A 22,813-nucleotide genomic window follows, 5' to 3' on the forward strand; every position below is an offset into this window, starting at 1 on the left:
GGAGCGAGGAGCGGGTGTGTCCCTTCCGGTGATCGAGTGCCCGAGCGAAGCGAGGGTGTATCGAGATCAGCTCAGGTACTGCGACAGCCCGCGCTTCACGTAACGCCCGTGCCCCTTGCTCCCGACGTAGCCGGTCTCGTCGACGACCACCGCGCCGCGCGACATCACCAGGTCGACGTGGCCGTCGATCTCGAACCCCTCCCAGGCGGAGTAGTCCATGTTCATGTGGTGGGCGGTACGGCCCGGGCCCAGCCCGATGGAGGTGTGGCCCGCCGGGTCGTAGACGACGATGTCGGCATCGGCTCCGGGGGCGATGACGCCCTTGCGGCCGTACATGCCGAACATCCGGGCCGGGGTGGTGGAGGTGATCTCGACCCAGCGCTCCAGCGTGATCTGCCCCGCGACGACGCCCTGGTACATCAGGTCCATCCGGTTCTCGACCGAGCCGATGCCGTTGGGGATCTTGGAGAAGTCCCCGCGGCCCAGCTCCTTCTGGTCCTTCATGCAGAAGGGGCAGTGGTCGGTGGACACCATCTGGATGTCGTTGGTGCGCAGCGAGCGCCACATCCGGTCCTGATGACCTTCGGCCCTCGACCTCAAGGGCGTCGAGCAGACCCACTTGGCACCTTCGAGGTCGCCCCACTGCTCGCTGACCGCGGCCAGCTGCTCCTCGAGCGAAAGGTACAGGTACTGCGGACAGGTCTCGCCGAAGACGTTGAGCCCCCGGTCCCGAGCGGCCGCGATCTGCTCGACGGCCTGCTTGGCCGAGACGTGCACGATGTAGAGCGGCGCTCCGGTCAGGTCGGCCAGCATGATCGCGCGGTGGGTCGCCTCCTCCTCGGCCTGCCAGGGGCGGGTCATGCCGTGCCAGTACGGGGAGGTGTTGCCGGCGGCGAGGGCTTGCTGGACCAGCACGTCGATGATCGCGCCGTTCTCGGCGTGCATCATCATCATCGCGCCGTTCTCGGCGCCCCTCTGGAAGGCCCGCAGGATCTGGCCGTCGTCGGAGAGGAAGACGCCCTTGTAGGCCATGAACAGCTTGAAGCTGGTGACGCCCTCGGCGATCAGCTCGTCCATCGCCGTCAGTGAGCTGTCCTGCACGTCGCTGAGGATCTGGTGGAAGCCGTAGTCGATGGCGCAGTTGCCGGCGGCCTTCTCGTGCCACAGGTGGTACTGGTCGAGGACGTTCTGCTCGGGGTACTGCACGACGAAGTCGACGATGGTGGTGGTGCCGCCCCACGCGGCCGCCCGGGTGCCGGTCTCGAACGTGTCCGAGGCGAAGGTCCCGCCGAACGGCATCTCCATGTGGGTGTGCGCGTCGACCCCGCCGGGGATGACGTACTTGTCGCTCGCGTCGATCACCCGGTCCGCGCTGATCGTGCCGAAGGGCGTGGCGCCGGGGGCGATGAGCGCGACGATCGTCTCGCCGTCGACCAGGACGTCCGCCCGGGTGCGACCGGTGGCGGAGACGACGGTGCCGCCCGTGATGAGCGTCGTCGAGGATCGCGCCATCAGGAGTTCACCCCGGGGGTGGCGATGTGGGTGTACGTGGACGGCCGGCGATCGCGGTAGAACTGCCAGTCGTCGCGCATCTCCTGGACCATGTCCATGTCGAGGTCGCGTACCAGGAGCTCCTCGTGCTCGCTGCTGCCGCGCTCGCCGACGAAGTTGCCCCGCGGGTCGATCACGTTGGAGGTGCCGTAGAAGTTCACCGCCTCGGCGCCGTACTCGTTGTCCTCCAGGCCCACCCGGTTGGGCTGGAGCACGAAGTAGCCGTTGGCGACCGCCGCGGCGGGGCCCTCGACCTCCCAGAGCCGGTTGGAGAGCCCGGGCTTGGTGGCGTTGGGGTTGAAGACCATGTGGGCGCCGTTGAGGCCGAGCTCGCGCCAGCCCTCCGGGAAGTGCCGGTCGTAGCAGATGTACATGCCGACCTTGCCGACGGCGGTCTCGTAGACCGGGAAGCCGAGGTTGCCGGGCTTGAAGTAGAACTTCTCCCAGAACTTCTCCACGTGCGGGATGTGCACCTTGCGGTACGTGCCGAGGATGGTGCCGTCCGCGTCGACCAGGACCGAGGTGTTGAAGTAGATGCCGGTCTCCGCCTCCTCGTAGATCGGCAGGACCATCACCATGCCGAGCTCCTTGGCGATCGCCGCGAAGCGCTGGACGACGGGCCCGTCGACCGGCTCGGCGTAGCGGTAGTACTTCTTGTCCTGGGTGATGCCGAAGTAGGGGCCGTAGAAGAGCTCCTGGAAGCACATCACGTGGGCACCCTGGGCCGCGGCATCGCGCGCGAACTTCTCGTGCCGGTCCAGCATCGAGTCCTTGTCGCCGGTCCAGGTGGTCTGCGAGATGGCTGCGCGGACGATCGTCATGGGGCTCCTCCAGGCATCGGGTCAATCGCTTCGGTGATCGTCCCAGTCTGAACGTTGCCGTTCAGTTTCGCGATGTATCTCCTGGGTTAAGAGTTGCGGGCCCCCGCGGGGCGTTCACGCGGCGCCGACCACGGCCCGCTCGGCCGCGTGCGCCAGCTGGCGACGGTCGCTCTCGGACTGCTCGGGCATCGCCATCTCGAGCAGCAGCATCACCGCGCTGCGCGCCGCCCGGCCGGGGTGGCCGCCGGGCAGATCGGGGGCTATCGCGATCACCTCGACGCAGATGTCGAGGGCCAGGTCGCGCCGCTGGCGGGGCAGTCGTCCGGTGAGCACCAGCAGCGTGTCGTCCATGACACGACAACGACCGTGCCGGCCGGGTGGTTACGACCCGAGTGCCGGCGCGGTCGTCGTCGCAGGTCTGGTCAGTGGCCGACGGTGAACCGCTGGCGAGGGTGGTGGGACTGCTCGATCTCGTCGACGAAGGCGAGCGCGAAGTCCGTGCCGGAGATCTCCGAGGAGCCGTCCTCCTGGGTGACCAGGACGTCGCCGCCGGTGCGGTAGGCGCCGGTGGTCTCGCCGGGCGCGAACGCGCCGAAGAGCGCGGCGGGGGAGACGTAGAACCAGCGCAGCTCCTCCGGCGAGCGGCGCAGCGCCTCCAGCACCTCGGCATGCGCCGAGGCCTCCGCCTTCCACTCGTCGTGGAACTCCGGGGTGTCGATCAGCCGCGGGCCGCCCTCGGCGACCAGCGAGCTGCCTGCCCCGCCGACGACGCCGAGCCGGGCGCCGTGCGCCAGCGCGGTCGCGACCAGCGCCGGGACCACGTCGACGAGCTTCTTCCCGTCGACGTCGGCACCGTGCACGGCCACCACGATCTCGTCGCCGTCCTGGCCGGCGTGGCTCAGCACGTGGCTATCGGTGATCGAGCCGGTGCGGTACTCGACGCCGACGAGCGGACGCTCGGGCAGGGTGCGGGAGTAGGAGATGACGGTGTGGCCGCGCTTGACGGCCTCAGCCGCGATGTTGCCGCCGGCGTAGCCGGTTCCGCCGAAGATCACGAGGTTGCTCATACCCTCGCCAACCGGGGCGGACCGGACCGCATTCCTCCGGCCCGCATTCCACCGGCCCGCATTCCATCGGACCGCGTTCTCCGGCCGGGCTGATCAGGCAGACATCAGGGGCTCGGCGCCTGGCATGCCCGCCAGCTCCGAGCCTGCGATCTTCTCGATCAGCGCGGTGGTGGAGATCGCCGGCGTACGCGGCAGGTAGACGACCTCGCAGATGTCGCTGAACTCGTCGAAGCGGCCGGCCCAGTCGTCGCCCATCACGAGCACGTCAGCGGCGTACTTGAGGATGTAGTCGCGCTTCAGCTCGAGGCTCTCCTCGAGGAAGACCTCGTCGACCTGCTTCAGCGATCCGACGATCGCGAGCCGCTCGGCCTGGCTGAAGACCGGCTCGCGGTTCTTCTTGCGCAGGTTGAGAGCATCGGCACTGACCCCGACGACGAGTCGGGTGCCCAGATGGGACGCACGCTCGATCACACGGAGATGGCCGACATGGAAGACGTCGAACGTGCCGAAGGTGATGACCGTGCGATTGTGCATTAGAGAATTCTGACACGGGGACGGTCTCCGGAAAGAATCAGCAGAGGGAGCAGAATCACCGCCATGACGGCCAGCCCGATCGCCAGCCCGATCACGGACACGACCGCCGACGGCGCCCGCCGCAAGGCGCTTCGCAGGATGCGTACGGTGGCCACCTCGTTGCTCGTCGTGGCGGCGGTCGTCTTCCTGCTGACGCTGCACCAGGACGGCTTCCTCGGCTTCGTCAACGCCGGTGCCGAGGCCTCGATGGTCGGCGCCATCGCGGACTGGTTCGCAGTGACGGCGCTCTTCCGGCACCCGCTCGGACTGCCGATCCCGCACACGGCGCTGATCCCGCGCCGCAAGGACGACATCGGGCACAGCCTGGAGGAGTTCGTCGGGGAGAACTTCCTGGCCGAGAACGTGCTCCGCGAGCGGATCGCGGTGGTCCGGCCCGCCCGCCGGGCCGGAGCGTGGCTGGCGCAGGAGAGCAACGCCCGGACGCTGGTCGACGAGGTCTCCACGGTCGCCGCGGCCGGACTCGGCCGGGTCCGCGACGACCACATCGCCGAGCTGGTCCACGACGTGCTGGTGCCGCGCTTCGCCGAGGAGCGGATCGCGCCGCTGCTCGGCGGCGCGCTCGAGGGCGCCCTCGCCGACGACCTGCACCACGGCCTGGTCGAGCTCGCCCTGGTCGAGCTGCACGGCTGGCTGCTGGCCAACCCCGAGACCGTGACCGACGTGTTGGGAGAGAGGGCGCCATGGTGGATCCCGACGGCGCTGCGCGACCCGGCCGCGGCACGCATCCACGTCGAGATCGTCCGCTGGGTCGCCGAGATCCGCGACGACCGGCACCACCGGGCGCGGGTCGCCCTCGACCAGCTGCTCGGCGAGCTCGCCACCAACCTCCAGCACGACGCCGCGACCCAGGAGCGGGCCGAGCAGTTCAAGCTCCGGCTGCTGGAGCACCCGCAGGTGCTGGCGACCTCGGTCGACCTCTGGAACGCCTTCCGGCGCGCCCTCACCACCGCGCTCGAGGACGACGAGGGCGCGCTGCGCGCCCGCCTGGTGCAGGAGGTGACCCGCTTCGGCGTACGGCTCTCCGGCGACGTTGCTCTGCAGGAGCGGTTCGACGGCATCGCCGCGGACGGCCTGGTCTACGTCGTGAAGCGGTACGGCAAGGAGGCCACCGCCGTCATCACCCACACCATCGAGCGCTGGGACGGGCGTGAGGCCTCCCAGCGGATCGAGCTGCACGTCGGTCGTGACCTGCAGTTCATCCGGATCAACGGCACCATCGTCGGTGGCCTGGTCGGCGTGCTGATCCACGCCGTCTCGACCGTGCTGTAAACCGCCCGGCCTCCGGGCCCGTGTCAGAGCCGGAAGTGACCGACCAGGTCCTTGAGCTCGCCGGCCATCGAGGTGAGGCGGGTGGCCGCGTCCAGCGTGCCCTGGGCGCCGGCCTGGGTCTCCGCGGCGGCGCGGGCGACCTGGGTGGCGTCCTCGGCGATCCCGTTGGCGCCGCTGGCGGCCTCGGTGACCGAGCGGGCGATCTCGTTGGTCGTGGCGGTCTGCTCCTCCACGGCGCTGGCGATGGTGCCGGTGATGTCGTTGATCTCGGTGATCACCCCGGTGATCTGCGCGATCGCCTCGACCGCGTCGGTGGTGCTGCCCTGGATCGCCGCGATCCGCTGACTGATCTCCTCGGTCGCCCTCGCGGTCTGGCTGGAGAGCTCCTTGACCTCGTTGGCGACCACCGCGAAGCCGCGACCCGCGTCGCCGGCGCGGGCGGCCTCGATGGTGGCGTTGAGCGCGAGCAGGTTCGTCTGGGCGGCGATCGTGGTGATCACCTTGACGACCTTGCCGATCTCGGCGCTCGCCTCGCCGAGCGAGGCGACGGTGCCCTGGGTGTTCCCGGCGATGCTGACGGCCTGGGTCGCCACGGTCGAGGCGTCGGTGGCGTTGCGGGCGATCTCGCGGATGCTCGCGGTCATCTCCTCGGCGGCGGTGGCGACGGTCTGGATCGAGGCGGAGACCTCGACCGAGGCGGCCGACGCGGTCGAGGCGCGGTCGGTGGTCTGGGCGGCGCCGTCGTCCATGCCCTGGGCGACGGCGGTCAGCTCGCCGGCGGCGAGGTTGAGGGTGTCGGCCGTGCGGTTGATCTGGGCCAGCGAGGAGCGGAACGAGCTGACCAGCTCGTTGAGCCCGGCACCCATCTGGCCGAGGTTGTCGTTGCCGAGGACGTCGGTGTCGGTGGCGAGATCGCCGGCCGAGACCTTCCGTACGAAGACGAGCAGCTCGTCGAGGCGGCGCTGGTTGTCCCCGGCCTCGGCCAGGGTGCGCTCGGAGGCGGCGGCGCGCTGCATGGCGTCCGAGATGATCTGCGCGATCGAGCGGATCGCGGCCTTGCGCTGCTCGGACAGGAGCAGCTGGACGTCGAAGGCGACCTCGATCGCGCCGACGACCTGGCCGCCCGTCGTGATCGGGAAGGCCAGGGCGGACTTCACGCCCGCGGCCGCGGCCTCCTGGGCGCCCGCCCAGTCGGCGTCGGTGGCCGACGCGACGTCGGCGATGTAGAAGAGGTCGCGCGTCGACCAGGCCTTGCCGCACAGGCCCTCGCCACGGGCCCACTGCACCTGGGCGTCGAACTCGCGGCCCTGCTCACGGATGCCCGGCACGCCGGCGTCCTGGACGGCGACCATGAGGCCCGCCTCGTCGATGGACCAGTAGGCCAGATAGGGGAGCTGCCAGCGCTCGGCCAGGACGTCGAGGGCGTTCTGCATCGCGACCTCGCGGGTCTCGTTGCCGGCCAGGCGGGTGAGCAGCGTGTTGGTGGTGGCCGCGTCGGTCTCGGCGTCGGCGGCGGTGCGCTCGGCGTTGACCCGCTCGGTGACGTCGACGGCGCTGCAGAGCGCTCCGTGGTACGCGCCGGTGGCGTCGTGGATGGCGCGCAGGGAGACCTCGAGGATCCGGTCGCCCATCTGGTCCTGCATCTCGAACGGCATCCGGCTCGGGTCCGCCACGACCTGCGCCAGGTCGTGGCGGTTCTGCAGGACGATGTCGAAGCTGAGGCCGATCAACGCGTCGAGGGGGACCCGCTGGCCGGTGATCGCGGCGACGTCGCTCAGCGCCGCCGGGTTGGCGTGCAGGATCTGGAAGCGAGGATCGATCACGAAGGCGCCGATGCCCATCGCATCGACGGCGCCGTACCCGATCGAGACGGGGTCGGCGGGCGCGGTGGTGAGGGCGTTCTCGTTCAGGAGGTCGACAGACATGAGCGGTTCCTTCTGCGCGGCAGCGCTGTCCCGGGCCAGCGGGATGCCCGCCGCCAAACGCGGCTTCGATCGGTCAGCGGATCCGCGGTCTGAGCGGTTTCTTTGCCGTGGCTCCGCCGACGGCTACTGCGCCCAGGCGGCCTCGGCGCCCGCGTGTCCGGTCAGCACGACGAGGACGCCCACGGTGATCGCCCCGGCGACCATCAGGACCGAGCCGACCCAGCGGCCCGGCGCGGGCAGCCGGCGACCGAGGAACGTCACGATGACGACGACGGCCGCCAGCGAGTACGTCGCCACCGCGAGCTTGCCGGCCAGGTCCTCGTGGTGCTGGATCCGCCGGGCGAGCTCGCCGGTCACGGTGGAGAACCGGTCGTGCTTGAGCGAGTCGCCGCTGGCCGAGGTCAGCCACATCAGCACCGCCGCCACCACCCCGATGGCGAGGAGCGGGAACCGGAGGCGCCCGCGCCAGGCGGGCCGCAGGTACGCGAGTGACAGCAGCGCCAGCACGGGCAGGGCGACCACCGTCGCGTGCACGATGAGCGGATGCAGGGGGAGGCCGTCGACCGTCATGCGTCCATCCTGCCGGGTGGACATGACAGCGACCTGAGGACCTCGGGAAAGGCTCGCGGGCCACCGCGTGCAACTAGGGTGGTCCCGTGGCGACCGACTACACCGACGACCTGCGTCTCGCGCACCTGCTCGCCGACGACGCCGACTCGATCAGCGCCGACCGGTTCAAGGCGCTCGACCTGCACGTCATGACCAAGCCCGACCTCACCCCGGTCAGCGACGCCGACAAGGCCGTCGAGGAGTCGATCCGCCGTACGCTCTCCCGCGCCCGATCCCGCGACGCGATCACCGGCGAGGAGGAGGGCTCCTCCGGGACCGCCTCCCGGCGCTGGATCATCGACCCCATCGACGGGACCAAGAACTATGTCCGGGGGGTTCCGGTGTGGGCCACCCTGATCGCGCTCGCGGTCGAGGACGAGGTCGTGATGTCCGTCGTCTCGGCGCCGCAGCTCGGTCGCCGCTGGTGGGCCACCAAGGACCAGGGCAGCTGGACCGGCAAGTCGCTGATGAAGGCGACCCGCAACCAGGTCTCCGACGTGCGCCGCCTCGAGGACGCCTCGCTGGCCTACGCCTCGCTGAACGGCTGGGAGGAGCGCGGCCGGCTCGACGACTTCATGGCGCTGATGCGGCGGTGCTGGCGCACCCGCGGCTACGGCGACTTCTGGTCGTACATGCTGCTCGCCGAGGGTGCGGTCGACATCGCCGCCGAGCCCGAGCTGGAGCTCTACGACATGGCCGCGCTGGTCCCGATCGTGACCGAGGCCGGTGGGGTCTTCACCTCGCTCGACGGCGAGGACGGCCCGTGGGGTGGCAACGCGCTGGCCACCAACGGGCACCTGCACGACGCGGCGCTGTCGTTCCTGGGCAGCGTTCCCGACGGCGACGACCCGGACTGGCCGACCAGCGGCCCCGGATCGGTCACCCCGCTGCGCCGTTCCTGAGGCGTTCCGGAGGGGCCGTTCCTGAGGGGCCGTCAGTCCGGCGCGCGGTGGGCGCCGCCGTTGGAAGGGTAGGCGCCGTCCCCCGGCGGAGTGCCGTCGCCTTCACCGTCCACGACACCCGGGGCACCGGGGACACCCTCATCCGGCGTGGTGGGCTCGTAGTCGCGTGCCCGGTGATTCACGGCCGGGTCGATCCGGTCCGCCTCGCGCAGCCGGTCCTCGTGCGCGGCCTCGTCCTGGGCCAGCGCGGTCTTCGCGGCATCGGCCTCCCGCTGGACACGATCCGCCTCCAGGCGTGCGGCGGTCGCGCGCGCCTCGGCCTCCTGGGCCTCTGCGCGACTGGTGCCGATCTCGGCGGCGTGGCCGCGGGCCTCGCTGCGCATCTCGTGAGCGCGCTCGCTGCGCACCCTGCGGCGCGCCGATCGCCACACCGCGAGCGCGAGCAACAGCACCGCCACCACGACCACCGCGAGGATGATCCAACCGATCGTGGACATGACTACTCCCTTCCGTTCCCGAAGAGGTACCCACAACAGGGCAGCCTCCGACAGGGTCTGGCGGAGCGTCGTGCGCCGGGGCTACCGTCACAGGATGCGCATCGGAGAGATCCTGGCCGCCAAGCCCTCCGCCGGCGTCGTGACGATCCGTCGTGACGCGGCCGTCCGCGATCTGCTCGGCGTCCTGGCCGAGCACAACATCGGCGCCTGCGTCGTCAGCGACGACGGTGACGCCCTGGACGGCATCGTCAGCGAGCGCGACGTCGTCCGGCGTCTGCACGCCGACCCTGCCGTGCTCGACCAGCCGGTCTCCGCGATCATGACCAGCCACGTCACGACCTGCGGCACCGCCGACACGCTCGACGACGTGATGGGTGTGATGACCCAGGGCCGCTTCCGTCACCTGCCGGTCCTCAGCGACGGCGCGCTGGTCGGCGTGGTCAGCATCGGCGACCTGGTCAAGCACCGGATCGAGGAGCTGACCTTCGAGCGCGACCAGCTCGACAGCTACGTGCACCAGGTCTGAGCGGGGCGCGATCCGAGCGGATCGTTAGGCTGGGCCCATGAGCCAGAAGCCTGAGATCGACTTCGTCGACCCGTCGGAGACCTACACCGACCTCGTCATCAAGGACATCACCGTCGGCGACGGCGACGAGGCCGTCGCCGGAAAGAACGTCGCCGTGCACTACGTCGGCGTCGCGCTGAGCAGCGGCGAGGAGTTCGACGCCTCGTACAACCGCGGCGCCGCGTTCCAGTTCCCGCTCGGTGGTGGCCGCGTCATCGCCGGCTGGGACCAGGGCGTCCAGGGCATGAAGGTCGGCGGTCGCCGCCAGCTGATCATCCCGCCGCACCTGGGCTACGGCCAGCGCGACCTTGGCGTGATCAAGCCCAACGAGACCCTGATCTTCGTCGTCGACCTCCTGTCGGTCGGCTGACGCCCTGCACTACCAGGGCAGGTCGTCCACGTAGTCAGCCTCGCTGACCGGTCGGGCGGCCTGTCCGCGCAGCTCCACCACGTCGCCGAGGTGCAACTGCCGGCCGCGGCGTACGTCGACCTCGCCGTTGACCGTCACCTCGCCGGCCGCGATCACCTCCTTGGCCTCGCCGCCGTGCTCGACCATGTTGGCGAGCTTGAGGAACTGCCCGAGACGGATCATCTCCTCGCGGATCGGGACGTCGTCGATCTGCGGGCCCGCGGGCTCCGCGGCCTCGGAGGGGACGTCTGCGGACCTCTTCTTACGACCGAACACGATCCCAGTCTCCCATCACCCTCAGTAGGGCGAGGCCGAGCGGGCGTCCAGCAGCCGCCGGAACGACGCCACCCGGTCGGGATCGGCGTCCCCACGCTCGATCGCCTCGTCCAGGCCGCACTCGGGCTCCTCCGCGCCGTGCGTGCATCCGCGTGGACAGTCCTCGGTCATCTCATCGAGATCGGGGAACGCCTCGATCAGGTGCTCCGGCTCCACGTGCGCCAGCCCGAAGGAGCGGATGCCGGGGGTGTCGATGATCCACCCGTGGGTCAGGTCGGCGCCGGCGTCCGGCAGCCGCAGCATCAGCGCCGAGGTCGACGTGTGCCGGCCGCGGCCGGTGACGGCGTTGACGTGGCCCGTCTCCCGGTTGGCGTCCGGCACCAGCGCGTTGACCAGGGTCGACTTCCCGACGCCGGAGTGGCCGAGCAGCACGCTGCTCTGCCCGGTGAGCCGTTCGCGCAGCTCGCCCAGGTCCCCGCCCTTCCGGGTGACCACCCACGGCACCCCGAGGGCGCGGTAGGTCGAGAGCAGGATCTCGGGGTCGGCCAGGTCGGCCTTGGTGAGGCAGAGCAGCGGGCTCAGCCCGGCGTCGTACGCCGCGACGAGCGCCCGGTCGATCAGCCCGTGCCGCGGCTCGGGGTCGGCCAGGGCGGTCACCACGACCAGCTGGGAGGCGTTGGCGACGATCACCCGCTCATACGGGTCGTCGTCGTCGGCGGTGCGCCGCAGCACGGTCGTGCGCTCCGCGACCTCCACGATCCGGGCGAGGCTCCCCTCGGCGCCGGACGTGTCGCCGAGCAGCCGTACGCGATCGCCGACCACGACCCCTTTGCGGCCCAGGGGCCGTGCCTTGACCGCCCAGATCTGGCGGCCCGCGACGACCACAGTGAAGCGCCCGCGGTCGACCGTGACGATGACCCCGTCGACGGCGTTGTCGTAGGACGGCCGCTCCTTGGTGCGCGGCCGCGAGCCTCGCCGGTTGGGCCGGTCGTAGTGCTCGGGGTCGTGCTCGGAGTAGCCGCGCGTCAACTACGCCTCCGGCCCGGTGCGGGCGAAGAGGGCCGACCAGAACGGCGCGAAGTCGGTGAACGTCTTGGACGTGGTGCCGACGTTCTCGACCAGGATGCCGTCGACGGCGGCGCCGATGATCACGCCGGCGTGCGCCATCCGATGGTCGGCGTAGGTGTGGAAGACGCCGCCGTGCAGGGGAGCGGGCCGGATGACGAGGCCGTCGGGCAGCTCGTCGACGTCGGCGCCGAGCGCGTTGAGTTCGGTGGCGAGGGCGGTGAGGCGGTCGGTCTCGTGGCCACGGATGTGGGCGACCCCGGTGAGCCGCGACGGAGTGTCGGCGAGGGCGCAGAGCGCGGCGATCGCCGGGGTCAGCTCGCCGACGTCGCGCAGGTCCATCTCCAGGCCGCGCAGCCGTCCGCCCGCGGGACCCGAGACGGCCAGGCCGTCGTCGGTCATCTCCACGTGGCAGCCCATCAGGGCCAGGATCGTGCGCAGCTCGTCGCCGGGCTGGTCGGTGGTCTCGGGCCAGTCGCGCACCACCACCCGGCCACCGGAGAGCGCGGCCAGCGCCAGGAAGGGCGCGGCGTTGGACAGGTCGGGCTCGATGGTGCGGTCCAGCGCCTTGACCGGGCCGGGCGCCACCACCCAGCGGTCGGCCTGGGAGTCGTCGACCTCGACGCCGTGCTCGCGCAGCATGGAGACGGTCATCTCGATGTGGGGGAGTGACGGCACCGGCTCGCCGTCGTGACGTACGTCGATGCCGGCCTCGTAGCGGGCGCCGGCGAGCAGCAGCGCACTGACGAACTGGCTCGAGCCGGAGGCGTCGATGGTGACCACGCCGCCGGGGACGGAGCCGTCGCCGGCGAGGCGGAAGGGGAGGGCGTCGCCCTCGGCTCCGACGCCCAGGGCGCGCAGCGCCTTGAGCACCTCGCCGATCGGGCGCTGGCGCATGTACTCGTCACCGTCGAAGGCGATCGTCCCGCTGTTGAGAGCGGCGACCGGGGGGACGAAGCGCATCACGGTGCCGGCCAGGCCGACGTCGATCGAGCCGTCCTTGTCGAAGGTGGCCGGGGTGACGGCCCAGTCCTCGCCGCTGGTGTCGATCGTCGCGCCCAGCGCGGCGAGCGCGCCGGCCATGAGCGAGGAGTCGCGGGAGCGGAGCGCCCGGCGCACCACGGACGGGCCGTCGGCGATCGCGGCGAGCACCAACGCACGGTTCATCAGGGACTTGCTGCCGGGAAGCGAGACGGTCGCCTCGATCGGCGCGCTCGCGCGCGGTGCGGGCCAGGGGTCGGCGATCGGGGGCTGCGTCACGTCCGCAGCCTACCGAGCGCCGGCCCTTCGCCGTGCTTCAGGCGATCTTGGCCTTGGCCGCCTCGCCGGCCGCCATCGCCTGGTCGCGAGCCGTGGAGGCCTGCTCGCGCGCGGCGGCGACCAGCTCCGGACCCTTCTTCTGTGCCATCTTCTTGGCCTTCTTGGCCTGCTTCTTCGCGTCCTTGCGAAGGTCCTTGATGACCGGCTCGGCCTGCTTGCGGACGTGCTTGGCCTGCTTGCGGGCCTGCTTGGCCTGCTTCTTGGCCTGCTTGCGGAGATCCTTGATCACGGGCTCGGCCTGCTTGCGGGCGTGCCTCGCCTGCTTCCGTGCGCGCCTGTTGAGGTCCTTGATGACGGGCTCGGCCTCGGCCCGGGCCTCGTGGGCGGCGTCCGCGGCGCTCGCGGCCAGGGAGCTGGCGTGCTCCCGCGCCGCGGCGGCGACGATGGGTCCCTTCTCCTGAGCTACCTCGGCGGCGCTCGCGGCGAGCGAGCTGGCGTGCTCGCGGGCTGCTGCGGCGACGATCGGGCCCTTCTCCTGGGCGGTCTCCGCAACATGGACCGCCGTCTCCTCCAGCGCCGTCTTGGCACGCTGCCCCGCTGCCAGCAGGGCGGTGCCGAGGGTCGCGCCCACCGCCGCGGTGCCACGGTCGGCCTCGAGGACCGCGACCTTGCCCTCGAGCTTGGCGGTGTGGGCCGCGTGGCCGAGATCGCGGTGGAGGTCACTGGCGGCGTGCTTGGCGAGCCAGGCGACGCCGGGCTTCCCGTCGGTGTCCCCGGCGGCGATGATCAGGCCGCCGAGCAGGGAGAGGTTCTTGGCGACCTGGAGCTGCTGCTGGCGGCGTACGTCCGGATCGGTCTCGTTCCAGAAGTCGTGCCCGGCGACCGTGGTCGGCACCAGGGTGGTCGCCAGCACCGCCGCGGAGAGCCGCGGCCAGCGGCCGGTCGCCAGACAGAGGCCCGCGACGATCTGGACGCCAGCGTTGATCTTGACCAGCTTCTCCGGGTCTTGCGGGAGCGGGATGCCCGCTCGCTGGGCGAGCTTGACCAGAGGATCGGTGACCGGCTCGGCCTTCGTGGCAACGCCCTGCGAGTTGCGCAGGGTCTGGATCGGCCCGACCAGGAAGATCGAGGCCATGAGGGGACGCGCGATGGTGCGGCTGAGGCTCATGACGTCCGATTACCCGCCAGCGGCCCCGGGCATGCCCGGGGCCGCCCGCTCACTGTCCGAGCGGGACCCCGTCGGCGGAGTCGCGGTGGAACGTGGTGTCGCCCGGGCGGCTGTCGACGAAGCCCAGCGGCGAGAGGGTGGCGTCGACGCTCCACGACGCTGCGACGTCGAAGTCGAGGTGCACCAGCTCGACCTCACCTGCACCGTCCGTGGCGACGGTGCAGGTGAGGTCGAGCTGCCCGCTCGGCTCGTCCGGGAGCGTGCAGTCGGGCGAGTCGACGAGCGAGTGCGACTGGCCGGGCGCCCACCCGGTGATGCCGCTGATGCGCAGGTGGAACGTGGCGGCGTGGCCGGCCGGGATGCCGGCAGCGCTCAGCCGGACATGCTCGTACCCCTTGACGACGGCCCCCGTGCTGGTGAGCCGGAGGTCCGAGGCGAGCGGTGAGACGGTGACGACCACGGTCCCGCTCGAGCTGCCGCCCCTCCCGTCCGACACGCGGTAGCCGAACGTGTCGGCGCCGGCGTAGCCCGTGTCGGGCGTGTAGGTCGCGTGCCCGCCGGTGCCGATGGAGACGGTGCCGTGGGCCGGCGCGCTGCCGGCGAGGAAGCTGAGGTGGTCACCGTCCGGATCGGAGGCGTGCGCGGCGAGGTCGATCGGCGCCGCCGTCCCGTACGGGGTGGTGACGGTGACCGCCCCGGCCGTGGGGGGCCGGTCCGGCAGGGCACCGAGGTGGACCGTCACGGTCGCCCGGCTGGTGCCGCCGTGACCGTCGTGGACGGTGTAGCGGAAGGAGTCGCTCGTCGCACCGAGTCCCGCCTCCGGGGTGTAGCGGATGGCACCGTGGGCGATCGCCGCCCTCCCGTGGCGTGGCCGGGTCACCGCGGCGAGGGCGATGTGGTCGTGGTTGACGTCGGTGTCATTGCCGAGCACGTCGATCGTGATCGGGGACGGCGTCTGCCAGGCGCTCGCCGCGTGGGCGCCGTCGTTGCGGGCGACGGGCGCGGCGTTGGGCGTACGGACCTTCACCCTGCCAGCGACGGTGCCGCCGTGGCCGTCGGTGAGGACGTAGGAGATGGTGTCGGTGCCGCGCCAGCCGCGGTTCGGCGTGTACGTGATGGTGGTGCCGACCGCGCCGCGCGGCACGGCGACGGGTCCGGCGAGGACGATGCGGCCGGTGAGGGCGCGCGCCGTGGCGCGGTTGATCACGACGGTGCCGTGCGCGGGCGCCTCGACGGTGGCGGAGCTCACGGTGAGCGGGTCGCCGTTCGGATCGGTGGCGCCGCGGGTGAGGTCGATCGTCACCGGCGGGGACGTCGCGACCACCGGGGCGAGCGGAACGCGGATCTGCGGCTGCGTGCCCGCGCCGGATGAGTCAGGTGCCGTGGAGTCCGGTGTCGTGGACGGTGTCGTGGTGGACGGCGTCGTCGGGTGGGGCGGGCTCGCTGAGACCGGTGGCAGGAGGCGTGGGGGCGGGGTGGAGCCCGGATCCGCCGGCGCGCTCGCTGTGCCCGTCGCTGTGCCCGTTGCGGGGGAGCTGACCGTGGGCGTGGCCGTGGGCCGCGAGGCCTCCGGAGCGGCGCCACCGCCATGGGTGAGCGCGACAGCGGCGATGACCGCGCTCGCCGCGACGACACCGGTCGCGCCCGCCACGACCCGGCCGACGGGGTTGTGCAGGATCCAGTCCCGCGTCCGGTCGAGGAGGAGCAGCACGCCGCCCTCGGCCGCGCCGGCCGCGCCAACATGGACGGCCGCGAGATACCCGGCGCCGGCGCCGGCGAGCAGCATCGGGGCGAGCACGGCGCCGAGGTCGTTGTTGACCTCGGCGAGCTCGAGATAGATCGCGCTGCACTCGCGGCAGCCGGCGAGGTGCTCCTCGACCTTCGCACCGTCGCGCTTCGAGATGCCGCCGCGCAGGTAGGCACCGAGGTTGGCACGGGTGGTGGCGCAGGCGTCCTCGGTCGCGTCCTGGGCGTGCATCGAGATGAACGCCTGCCGCAGCCCCTCCCGGGCCCGGTAGGCCAGGGCGGAGACGGAGTTCGCGCTGATGCCGAGCAGCGGTGCGATCTCGGCCGGCTTCTGGCCCTCGACCTCGGTGTGCCACAGCACCAGCTGCCAGCGCTCGGGCAGGGAGGCGAACGCCCTGGCCGCGGCGGCGTTGTCGAACCCCGCGACGGCGGTGTCCTCGAACGCCGTCCCCGGGTCGTAGGTGGAGAGGTCGTCGGTGGTGGTCACGCGGGAACCGGCGCGCATCCGGTCGACATGCAGCCGTCGTACCGAGGTGAGCAGGTAGGCGCGGAACGCGAGGTCGGGTCCGCCGCCCCGCTGCAGCACCGTGAGCACCTTGGCGAAGGCGTCGGAGACCAGGTCGTCGACGTCGCCGGCCGGGACGAGCTGGCGCGCCAGCCGGCGGGCGGCCTCGACGTGGCGTCCGAAGAGCACGCCGTACGCGTCCAGATCCCCGCCCCGGACGGCGGAGATCAGCTCCGCGTCGCCCGACTCGCCGAGGGGCGCCACTCCGGAGGACTGGCCCTGGTGCGGATCACTCACAGCTCTATGACGTCGCCGCGTGAGCGTCATGACGCCGACCGCGCGATCCTGTCGTCCCCCGTCCGGATGGCTCGTGCAGATGATGGTCCGGTCGACGAGCGGGTCGGGAGGAAGTCTTGCGAGAAGAGAGGCTCCCTCACCGCGTCATGACCGTGCCGCTGCTGCGTCTCATCATCGTACGGCGCGACCGCGCCGTACATCCGCATGGATGGGGGAGGCTCGGATGGGGATCTTCGCCCGCAAGCGAACGCCCGCCGGGCCACGGCGCAACGGCGTGGAGCTGACCGAGGAGATGCGGAGCGTGCTCGCTCCGCACTTCGAGGCGGTAGGGGAGGCACTGGCCGCAGCGGCCCCGTCCATCGAGGCGTGCTGGGTGGTGGGACGTACGCATGCGGAGCTGGGCTCCTCCCTCGGGGAGAGCCTCGAAGGGCTGCGCGCCGCCACCCAGCTCGTCGCCGGACGCGACCCGGCCTTCGAGGAGTCGCACGCGCTCTCGCTGGCGTGGAGCGAGTCGGTGCTGGGCTACCTGCACGGGCTCTCCTGCGCCGACCCGCTGACCGGTCTGTCCACCCACGCCCACGTCCGCGAGCGGATCGCCGAGCTCTACCGCGCCGAGTCCCCGCCGCTCACCCCCGTGAGCCGCAGCCACGCCCTGGTCGTCGCCGACGCGGGCATCGCGCTGGACCCGGTCGCGGCGGCGCGCCGTCTGACGCTGGTCGGGCAGGCAGCCCGTACGGTCTTCGCCGGCAGCGAGACCGTCGGCCAGGTCGGTCATCACCGGGTGGTCGTGGTCGCTCCGCGCGCCGACGCGCTCGCCGAGCGGGTCGCGCTGCTGCGCCGGATGGTCGTACGGCAGTCGTCGCGGGTCTGGATCGAGGGTCTGCCCGCCAGCGACGCCTCGGCGGCCGCACTGCTCGACGAGCTCGCTCGCGCCTGACCGGGCCGCGACCCCACTAGTCTGGGCGCATGTGCGGCCGCTACGCGTCCAGCCGGGACCCGCTCGACCTCGCCGATGAGTTCGGCGTCGACGAGTCCTATCTCGCTGCGCCGCTGCCCGCCTCGTACAACGTCGCGCCCACCGACGAGGTGTACGCGATCCTCGAGCGGCCGGCCAAGGAGGAGCGTCCGCAACAGCGCCAGCTCCGTTCGGTCCGCTGGGGCCTGGTGCCGTCGTGGGCCAAGGACCCGGGCATCGGCAGCCGGATGATCAACGCCCGGATGGAGACGGTCGCGGAGAAGCCCGCGTTCCGCAAGGCGTTCGCCTCGCGCCGGTGCCTGGTGCCGGCGGACGGCTACTTCGAGTGGTACGCCACCTCCCAGACCACCGCCAAGGGCAAGCCGGTCAAGCAGCCGTTCTTCATCCGCCCGCGCGACGGCGGCGTCCTCGCGATGGCCGGCCTCTATGAGATCTGGCGCGACCGGTCCGTCGACGACGGCGACGCGCCGGGCGCCTGGCGCTGGACCTGCACCGTCATCACCACCACCGCCGAGGACGACCTCGGGCGGATCCACGACCGGATGCCGCTGATGGTCGAGCCGGACCGATGGGACGCATGGCTCGACCCGGCCCGTCCTGCGGCGCTGACGCTGCTGGAGCCCGCTGCGCCCGGCAGGCTCGAGGCGTTCCCCGTCAGCACGCTGGTCAGCAACGTCCGCAACAACGGCCCCGAGCTCGTCGAACCCCTGCCCCTCTCGTCCGCCGCCGAGGAGTCGCTGCTGTGAGTACCCCGAGTATCACCACGATCGCCACACCGTACGGCGAGGGCCGGCTTGAGGTGCACGAGGCGGACGCTCCGATCGCGACCGCGCTGCTGAGCCACGGCGCCGGCAACGGCATCGAGACCCACGACCTGCGTGCCCTGGCCGCCGCGCTGCCCGCCGAGGGCATCAGCGTTGCGCTCTTCGAACAGCCGTGGCGGGTCGCGGGCCGTCCGATCGCCTCCCCGCCGGCCACGCTCGACGGCGGGTTCGTCGCGGCGGCCGAGGCGTTGGCGGCGACCACGCCGCTGGTCGTCGGCGGCCGCTCCGCGGGAGCCAGGTCCGCAGCCCGTACGGCCGCCGGCCTGGGCGCCGTCGGCTGCCTGGCGTTGGCCTTCCCGCTGCACCCGCCCGGCAAGCCGGAGAAGAGCCGGCTCGACGAGCTGCTGCGTGCCGGCGTGCCGACGCTGGTGATCCAGGGGGAGCGGGACCCGATGGGGCGGCCCGAGGAGTTCCCCGGCCAGCAGGGGGCGGTCGACCTGGTCGTCGTGCCGGCAGCCGACCACTCCCTGCGGGTGGCCAAGACCGGCCCGCTGGACCAGGAGGAGGCCAACGCGATCCTGGTCGAGTCGACGCTGGAGTGGCTGATCCGGGAGATTGTCGGCGCCCGCGCCTGACCGCGGTGCGCGCCTGGTCCCTGACCAGGGAATGACCGGCCGGGGGTCGCTGTTGAGGCAGACATGATCGCCTGCCTCGACCGTCCTGCGGCAACCGCCGCCACTCCGGATCACACCGGCGTAGTCTTGGCCTCGATGTCTGACACCTTCGATGACCTGACCGCCTCGCTCGCCGTGGACCCGGCGACCGAGACGGATGCAGAGCGAGCACTGCGCTTCGAGACGGACGCGCTTCCCTTCCTCGACCAGCTCTACTCGGCCGCGATGCGCATGACCCGCAACCCGGCCGACGCCGAGGACCTGGTGCAGGAGACGTTCGCCAAGGCGTACTCCTCCTTCCACCAGTTCAAGCCCGGCACCAACCTGAAGGCCTGGCTCTACCGCATCCTGACCAACACCTTCATCAACAGCTACCGCAAGAAGCAGCGCGAGCCTCAGCAGTCGATGTCGGAGGACGTCGAGGACTGGCAGCTGGCCCGCGCCGAGTCGCACAGCTCCCACGGACTGAAGTCCGCGGAGACGGAGGCGCTCGAGCACCTGCCCGACTCCCAGGTCAAGGACGCCCTGCAGCGCCTGCCCGAGGAGTTCCGGCTCGCGGTCTACCTCGCGGACGTCGAGGGCTTCGCCTACAAGGAGATCGCCGAGATCATGGAGACGCCGATCGGGACGGTCATGTCCCGCCTGCACCGCGGGCGCCGCCAGCTGCGCGACCTGCTCTCCGACTACGTGAAGGAGTCGGTGGCATGAGCACGCATGCCGAGCACACCCACAGCGAGAGTGCCTACCCCACCTCCGCGGAGTGTGCCGACTATCTCGAGCAGATCGTCTACTTCATCGACAACGAGCTCGACGAGGCGGACTGCTCGGCGGTGCGCGAGCACCTCGACTCCTGCAATCCGTGCCTGGCCAAGTACGACCTCCAGCGCACCGTGAAGCAGGTCGTGGCACGTTCGTGCTCGGAGGTCGCCCCCGGTGAGCTGCGCGCCAAGATCATGCTCCGCCTGGAGCAGGTCCGCGTGGAGATCCGGCGGGACTGACCCAGATTCGCCCTCGGGTCGTCGATTTGAGAGACTGACCCCTGCCCCTCGTGGGCGACTATCGATCCACAGGAGGACACCATGGGCAAGACCGGCCGCAAGCGCCGCGCTCGCAAGAAGAAGGGCGCGAACCACGGCAAGCGCCCCAACGCCTGAGCGCATCAAGCAACCGAGCCCCCGGCCGTCCGGCCAGGGGCTCGCTGCATTTCCGAGCCGGTGTGGCCGCGGGTCGAGACAGGGGCTACGTCGCGGGGCACGAGTGGCCGCACCGACGCGAGGAGGTCGAGCGAGCGCACGCCCGAGCTTGCGCGGGTGTGACCGCGGGTCGAGACAGGCGGGACCCCTCAGCCCTTGCGCAGCTCGGGGTTGCGGCGCCGCAGCACGTCGACCATGACCAGCAGCAGATCCGCGCGTACGGCCGGCGGCTGCGGGCCCAGCGCGAGCTGGAGGTAGAGGCCGCGCAGGAACGCCTCGGCGTTGTCGCGCGCGATCGCACCTGCGTCGCCGCTCGCGCCGAGCCGCGCCACCCAGGCCTCGACGACGGGGAACGGCACCGCGTTGCGGCGCAGCACGGCGATCGTCGCGCGGGCGAGCTGGTCGCTGTCGTGCTGGGGGTAGGAGCCACCCACCGGGGCGAGCACGCGATCGGCGATGACGTCGAGCAGGACGGTCAGCTCCGGCATCGCCAGGTGCGGCGAGTCGGCGAGGGTCGCGAGCGCGCCCGCGCCGTGCGCCAGGGCCTGCGCGGTGCCCTTGCCGGGCACCTGGGAGCGCAGGTCCTGCTCGCGCAGCAGCCAGGTCGCCAGCCGGTCGCCCCACTCGAGCACCTTGCCGCCGGGCACCAGCGGCCGGTCGTTGTCACGGGCGATGCACTCGCGCAGCACCAGTGCCGAGAAGCTGCGCCGGAAGACGGTGTCCGTGCCCGACTCGCCCAGGCCGGCGGTGAGGCCGATGGCCATCCCGTCCCCGAGCCCGGCGAGCAGGTCGTCGTACACGCCACGGGCGATCCACGTCGACAACGTCGGATACGCGAGAGCGTCTCGCATGTCGGGATCGGCGTCGCCAAGCATGCGGGTGAGCTCGGTCGTGAGCTCCACCAGCGGGCGGTCAGAGGGGACACCGAGCCCCTGTGAGCGCACTGCTTCCCAATATGACCCGGACATAGCGACATCCTCTCAGGCCCGGTGAGCTTCCGCGAGCAGGGTCGCGACGCCTCGCTCCGGTCGCCGAGCCGCTGCGCGGCTGGCTCCCTCGCTCGGCAACCACGAGCAAGCTCGCGACGCCTCGCTCCGGTCGCCGAGCCGCTGCGCGGCTGGCTCCCTCGCTCGGCAACCACGAGCAAGCTCGCGACGCCTCGCTCCGGTCGCCTAGTCTCAGCCCCGTGCCGTCGCTGTTCGAGCTAGCCCAGAGCCACACCGACCTGGACGACGACGACGTCGCCTGGCTGCAGCTCCTCATGGCCGACTGGCAGATCGTCGCCGATCTGTCCTTCGCCGACCTCGTGCTGTGGCTGCCGGATCGCGAGGGAAAGGGCTTCTGGGCGGCGGGCCAGATGCGCCCGACCACGGGCCCGACGGCCTACGTCGACGACATGGTCGGCACCTTCGTCCCCGAGGGCCGCCGCCCGGTGCTGGACGAGGCGCTCTCCGCCGGCCGGCTGGTCCGCGAGGGCGACCCGGAGTGGCGTGACGACGTCCCCGTACGGGTCGAGACGATCCCGGTGCGCCGCCAGCAGCGTGTCATCGCGGTGATCAGCCGCAACACGAACCTGCTCGGCGTCCGCACGCCCAGCCAGCTCGAGCTGACCTACCTCCAGACCGCCTCCGATCTGACCCAGATGATCGCCGGCGGCCACTTCCCGGCCGCCGGGCAGCGCAGCGACCATGCCGACACCCCGCGGGTGGGTGACGGGTTCCTACGCGTCGACGCCGACGGCGTCGTCGTCTACGCCAGCCCCAACGCGCTCTCGGTCTACCGCCGGCTCGGGCTCTCGGGCGACCTGGCCGGCTCGTCGCTGGCCGACCTGACGCGGCAGCTGGTGCCGCCGCGCGATCGGCCCGACGAGGAGACGCTGAGCGCTGTCCTCGGCGGGCGCGCCTACCGCGACACCGAGATCGAGTCCCGGCCGGTCTCGCTGATCGTACGGTCGATCCCGCTGCGTCCCCAGGGACGGCACATCGGCGCGCTGGTGCTGGTCCGCGACGTCAGCGACCTGCGCCGGCGCGACCGGGAGCTGGTCACCAAAGACGCCACCATCCGCGAGATCCACCACCGGGTGAAGAACAACCTGCAGACCGTCGCCGCGCTGCTGCGCCTCCAGGCGCGCCGGATCGGCGAGCCGGCCGCGAAGGCGGCACTCGACGAGGCCGTACGACGGGTCGGCTCGATCGCGCTCGTGCACGAGACGCTCAGCCTGCAGGCGGTCGAGCAGAAGGTGCTCTTCGACGAGATCGCCGATCGGCTGGGCGTGATGGTCACCGAGGTCTCCGCCGTGGGCGCGCCCGTCAGGGTGCGCCGCGAGGGGAGCTTCGGTGCGCTGCCCAGCGAGATGGCGACCGCCTTGGCGATGGTCCTCACCGAGCTGCTGCAGAACGCCGTCGAGCACGGCTACGCCGACCGCTCATCGGGCGACGAACCGGGGCGCATCGACCTGATGGTCGCTCGTCCGGCGGGCCGGCTGCTCGTCACCGTGGAGGATCACGGGCGCGGCCTGCCGGAGGGCTTCGACCTGGAGCGGTCGACGAATCTCGGGCTCTCCATCGTCAAAACGCTGGTGGAGTCCGAGCTCAAGGGCACACTGCGGATCGAGCACCGGACCGATGGTTCCGGTGCTCGAGCGGCGATCGACGTACCCCTGGATGAGTGAGGAGGAGCC

General features: G+C 71.6%; 25 protein-coding genes. 11 read left to right on the top strand and 14 right to left on the bottom strand.

Annotation, left to right across the window (positions count from 1 at the left end):
* Positions 1 to 66: 66 nt before the first annotated feature.
* The 5 genes from hydA to ACZ5L9_RS12905 all read right to left on the bottom strand — a co-directional run bounded on the left by hydA (position 67) and on the right by ACZ5L9_RS12905 (position 3,973).
* Positions 67 to 1,512 (bottom strand): dihydropyrimidinase, encoded by a 1,446-nt coding sequence (gene hydA / locus ACZ5L9_RS12885; protein ID WP_464528313.1) that lies wholly within the window; start codon positions 1,510 to 1,512, stop codon positions 67 to 69.
* On the bottom strand, positions 1,512 to 2,372 hold the full coding sequence (locus ACZ5L9_RS12890; protein WP_464528317.1) for a nitrilase-related carbon-nitrogen hydrolase: 861 nt from the start codon (positions 2,370 to 2,372) through the stop codon (positions 1,512 to 1,514). Before ACZ5L9_RS12890 ends, hydA begins: the two co-directional genes overlap by 1 nt.
* Positions 2,373 to 2,486: 114 nt before the next feature.
* The gene (locus ACZ5L9_RS12895) at positions 2,487 to 2,723 is read right to left on the bottom strand and encodes a hypothetical protein (protein ID WP_464528319.1); all 237 of its coding nucleotides are present in this window, start codon (positions 2,721 to 2,723) and stop codon (positions 2,487 to 2,489) included.
* Positions 2,724 to 2,794: 71 nt separating this feature from the next.
* A complete protein-coding gene (locus ACZ5L9_RS12900; RefSeq protein ID WP_464528322.1) occupies positions 2,795 to 3,439 on the bottom strand; it encodes an NAD(P)-dependent oxidoreductase in 645 nt (214 codons plus the stop codon).
* Positions 3,440 to 3,532: 93 nt separating this feature from the next.
* On the bottom strand, positions 3,533 to 3,973 hold the full coding sequence (locus tag ACZ5L9_RS12905; RefSeq protein ID WP_464528324.1) for an FAD synthase family protein: 441 nt from the start codon (positions 3,971 to 3,973) through the stop codon (positions 3,533 to 3,535).
* Between the two features lie 63 nt (positions 3,974 to 4,036).
* Between ACZ5L9_RS12905 and ACZ5L9_RS12910 the strand changes: the two genes are divergently transcribed.
* Entirely contained in the window at positions 4,037 to 5,302 is a 1,266-nt protein-coding gene (locus ACZ5L9_RS12910) for a DUF445 domain-containing protein (protein ID WP_464528326.1), read from the top strand.
* A 23-nt stretch (positions 5,303 to 5,325) separates the two neighbouring features.
* On the opposite strand, the gene ACZ5L9_RS12915 is transcribed toward ACZ5L9_RS12910, so the two are convergent.
* Entirely contained in the window at positions 5,326 to 7,227 is a 1,902-nt protein-coding gene (locus ACZ5L9_RS12915; RefSeq protein WP_464528328.1) for a methyl-accepting chemotaxis protein, read from the bottom strand.
* 123 nt (positions 7,228 to 7,350) lie between these two features.
* A complete protein-coding gene (locus ACZ5L9_RS12920; RefSeq protein WP_464528330.1) occupies positions 7,351 to 7,797 on the bottom strand; it encodes a DUF2231 domain-containing protein in 447 nt (148 codons plus the stop codon).
* A gap of 86 nt (positions 7,798 to 7,883) precedes the next feature.
* Between ACZ5L9_RS12920 and hisN the strand changes: the two genes are divergently transcribed.
* On the top strand, positions 7,884 to 8,738 hold the full coding sequence (gene hisN, locus ACZ5L9_RS12925; protein ID WP_464528332.1) for a histidinol-phosphatase: 855 nt from the start codon (positions 7,884 to 7,886) through the stop codon (positions 8,736 to 8,738).
* Positions 8,739 to 8,770: 32 nt separating this feature from the next.
* On the opposite strand, the gene ACZ5L9_RS12930 is transcribed toward hisN, so the two are convergent.
* Positions 8,771 to 9,235 carry a hypothetical protein gene (locus ACZ5L9_RS12930; RefSeq protein ID WP_464528335.1) on the bottom strand — a complete coding sequence of 155 codons (465 nt, stop codon included), beginning with the start codon at positions 9,233 to 9,235 and terminating at the stop codon, positions 8,771 to 8,773.
* 94 nt (positions 9,236 to 9,329) lie between these two features.
* Between ACZ5L9_RS12930 and ACZ5L9_RS12935 the strand changes: the two genes are divergently transcribed.
* Both ACZ5L9_RS12935 and ACZ5L9_RS12940 read left to right on the top strand, forming a co-directional pair.
* Positions 9,330 to 9,761, top strand: a complete 432-nt coding sequence (locus ACZ5L9_RS12935) for a CBS domain-containing protein (RefSeq protein ID WP_464528338.1) — start codon at positions 9,330 to 9,332, stop codon at positions 9,759 to 9,761.
* A gap of 37 nt (positions 9,762 to 9,798) precedes the next feature.
* On the top strand, positions 9,799 to 10,170 hold the full coding sequence (locus ACZ5L9_RS12940; RefSeq protein ID WP_464528341.1) for an FKBP-type peptidyl-prolyl cis-trans isomerase: 372 nt from the start codon (positions 9,799 to 9,801) through the stop codon (positions 10,168 to 10,170).
* 9 nt (positions 10,171 to 10,179) lie between these two features.
* On the opposite strand, the gene ACZ5L9_RS12945 is transcribed toward ACZ5L9_RS12940, so the two are convergent.
* From ACZ5L9_RS12945 to ACZ5L9_RS12965, 5 genes are all read right to left on the bottom strand, one after another.
* On the bottom strand, positions 10,180 to 10,392 hold the full coding sequence (locus tag ACZ5L9_RS12945) for an RNA-binding S4 domain-containing protein (RefSeq protein ID WP_464536861.1): 213 nt from the start codon (positions 10,390 to 10,392) through the stop codon (positions 10,180 to 10,182).
* A gap of 114 nt (positions 10,393 to 10,506) precedes the next feature.
* Entirely contained in the window at positions 10,507 to 11,514 is a 1,008-nt protein-coding gene (gene rsgA, locus ACZ5L9_RS12950; RefSeq protein WP_464528344.1) for a ribosome small subunit-dependent GTPase A, read from the bottom strand.
* Complete coding sequence (gene aroA / locus ACZ5L9_RS12955) at positions 11,515 to 12,810, bottom strand: 3-phosphoshikimate 1-carboxyvinyltransferase (protein ID WP_464528347.1); 1,296 nt, start codon at positions 12,808 to 12,810, stop codon at positions 11,515 to 11,517. It abuts the gene before it with no gap.
* A gap of 37 nt (positions 12,811 to 12,847) precedes the next feature.
* A complete protein-coding gene (locus ACZ5L9_RS12960; protein ID WP_464528349.1) occupies positions 12,848 to 13,978 on the bottom strand; it encodes a DoxX family protein in 1,131 nt (376 codons plus the stop codon).
* A gap of 49 nt (positions 13,979 to 14,027) precedes the next feature.
* Positions 14,028 to 16,526, bottom strand: coding sequence for a sigma-70 family RNA polymerase sigma factor (locus ACZ5L9_RS12965; RefSeq protein WP_464528351.1), 2,499 nt, complete (start codon positions 16,524 to 16,526; stop codon positions 14,028 to 14,030).
* A gap of 223 nt (positions 16,527 to 16,749) precedes the next feature.
* Here ACZ5L9_RS12965 and ACZ5L9_RS12970 point away from each other — a divergent pair, with 223 nt between their 5' ends.
* From ACZ5L9_RS12970 to ACZ5L9_RS12995, 6 genes are all read left to right on the top strand, one after another.
* Positions 16,750 to 17,463, top strand: a complete 714-nt coding sequence (locus ACZ5L9_RS12970) for a hypothetical protein (protein ID WP_464528353.1) — start codon at positions 16,750 to 16,752, stop codon at positions 17,461 to 17,463.
* Positions 17,464 to 17,492: 29 nt separating this feature from the next.
* A complete protein-coding gene (locus ACZ5L9_RS12975) occupies positions 17,493 to 18,248 on the top strand; it encodes an SOS response-associated peptidase (protein ID WP_464528355.1) in 756 nt (251 codons plus the stop codon).
* A complete protein-coding gene (locus ACZ5L9_RS12980) occupies positions 18,245 to 18,901 on the top strand; it encodes an alpha/beta hydrolase family protein (protein WP_464528357.1) in 657 nt (218 codons plus the stop codon). Before ACZ5L9_RS12975 ends, ACZ5L9_RS12980 begins: the two co-directional genes overlap by 4 nt.
* Before the next feature lie 135 nt (positions 18,902 to 19,036).
* Complete coding sequence (locus ACZ5L9_RS12985) at positions 19,037 to 19,648, top strand: sigma-70 family RNA polymerase sigma factor (RefSeq protein WP_464528359.1); 612 nt, start codon at positions 19,037 to 19,039, stop codon at positions 19,646 to 19,648.
* Positions 19,645 to 19,938 (top strand): mycothiol system anti-sigma-R factor, encoded by a 294-nt coding sequence (rsrA, locus tag ACZ5L9_RS12990; protein WP_464528361.1) that lies wholly within the window; start codon positions 19,645 to 19,647, stop codon positions 19,936 to 19,938. The genes ACZ5L9_RS12985 and rsrA overlap by 4 nt, the downstream gene beginning before the upstream one ends.
* An 81-nt stretch (positions 19,939 to 20,019) precedes the next feature.
* Entirely contained in the window at positions 20,020 to 20,094 is a 75-nt protein-coding gene (locus tag ACZ5L9_RS12995) for a 50S ribosomal protein bL37 (RefSeq protein ID WP_369759046.1), read from the top strand.
* A 188-nt stretch (positions 20,095 to 20,282) separates the two neighbouring features.
* On the opposite strand, the gene ACZ5L9_RS13000 is transcribed toward ACZ5L9_RS12995, so the two are convergent.
* Positions 20,283 to 21,035 carry a DUF2785 domain-containing protein gene (locus ACZ5L9_RS13000; RefSeq protein WP_464528363.1) on the bottom strand — a complete coding sequence of 251 codons (753 nt, stop codon included), beginning with the start codon at positions 21,033 to 21,035 and terminating at the stop codon, positions 20,283 to 20,285.
* A 284-nt stretch (positions 21,036 to 21,319) separates the two neighbouring features.
* Between ACZ5L9_RS13000 and ACZ5L9_RS13005 the strand changes: the two genes are divergently transcribed.
* Positions 21,320 to 22,804, top strand: a complete 1,485-nt coding sequence (locus ACZ5L9_RS13005) for a sensor histidine kinase (RefSeq protein ID WP_464528365.1) — start codon at positions 21,320 to 21,322, stop codon at positions 22,802 to 22,804.
* Positions 22,805 to 22,813: the final 9 nt, after the last annotated feature.

It is taken from the genome of Nocardioides sp. JCM 18998, assembly GCF_055391535.1.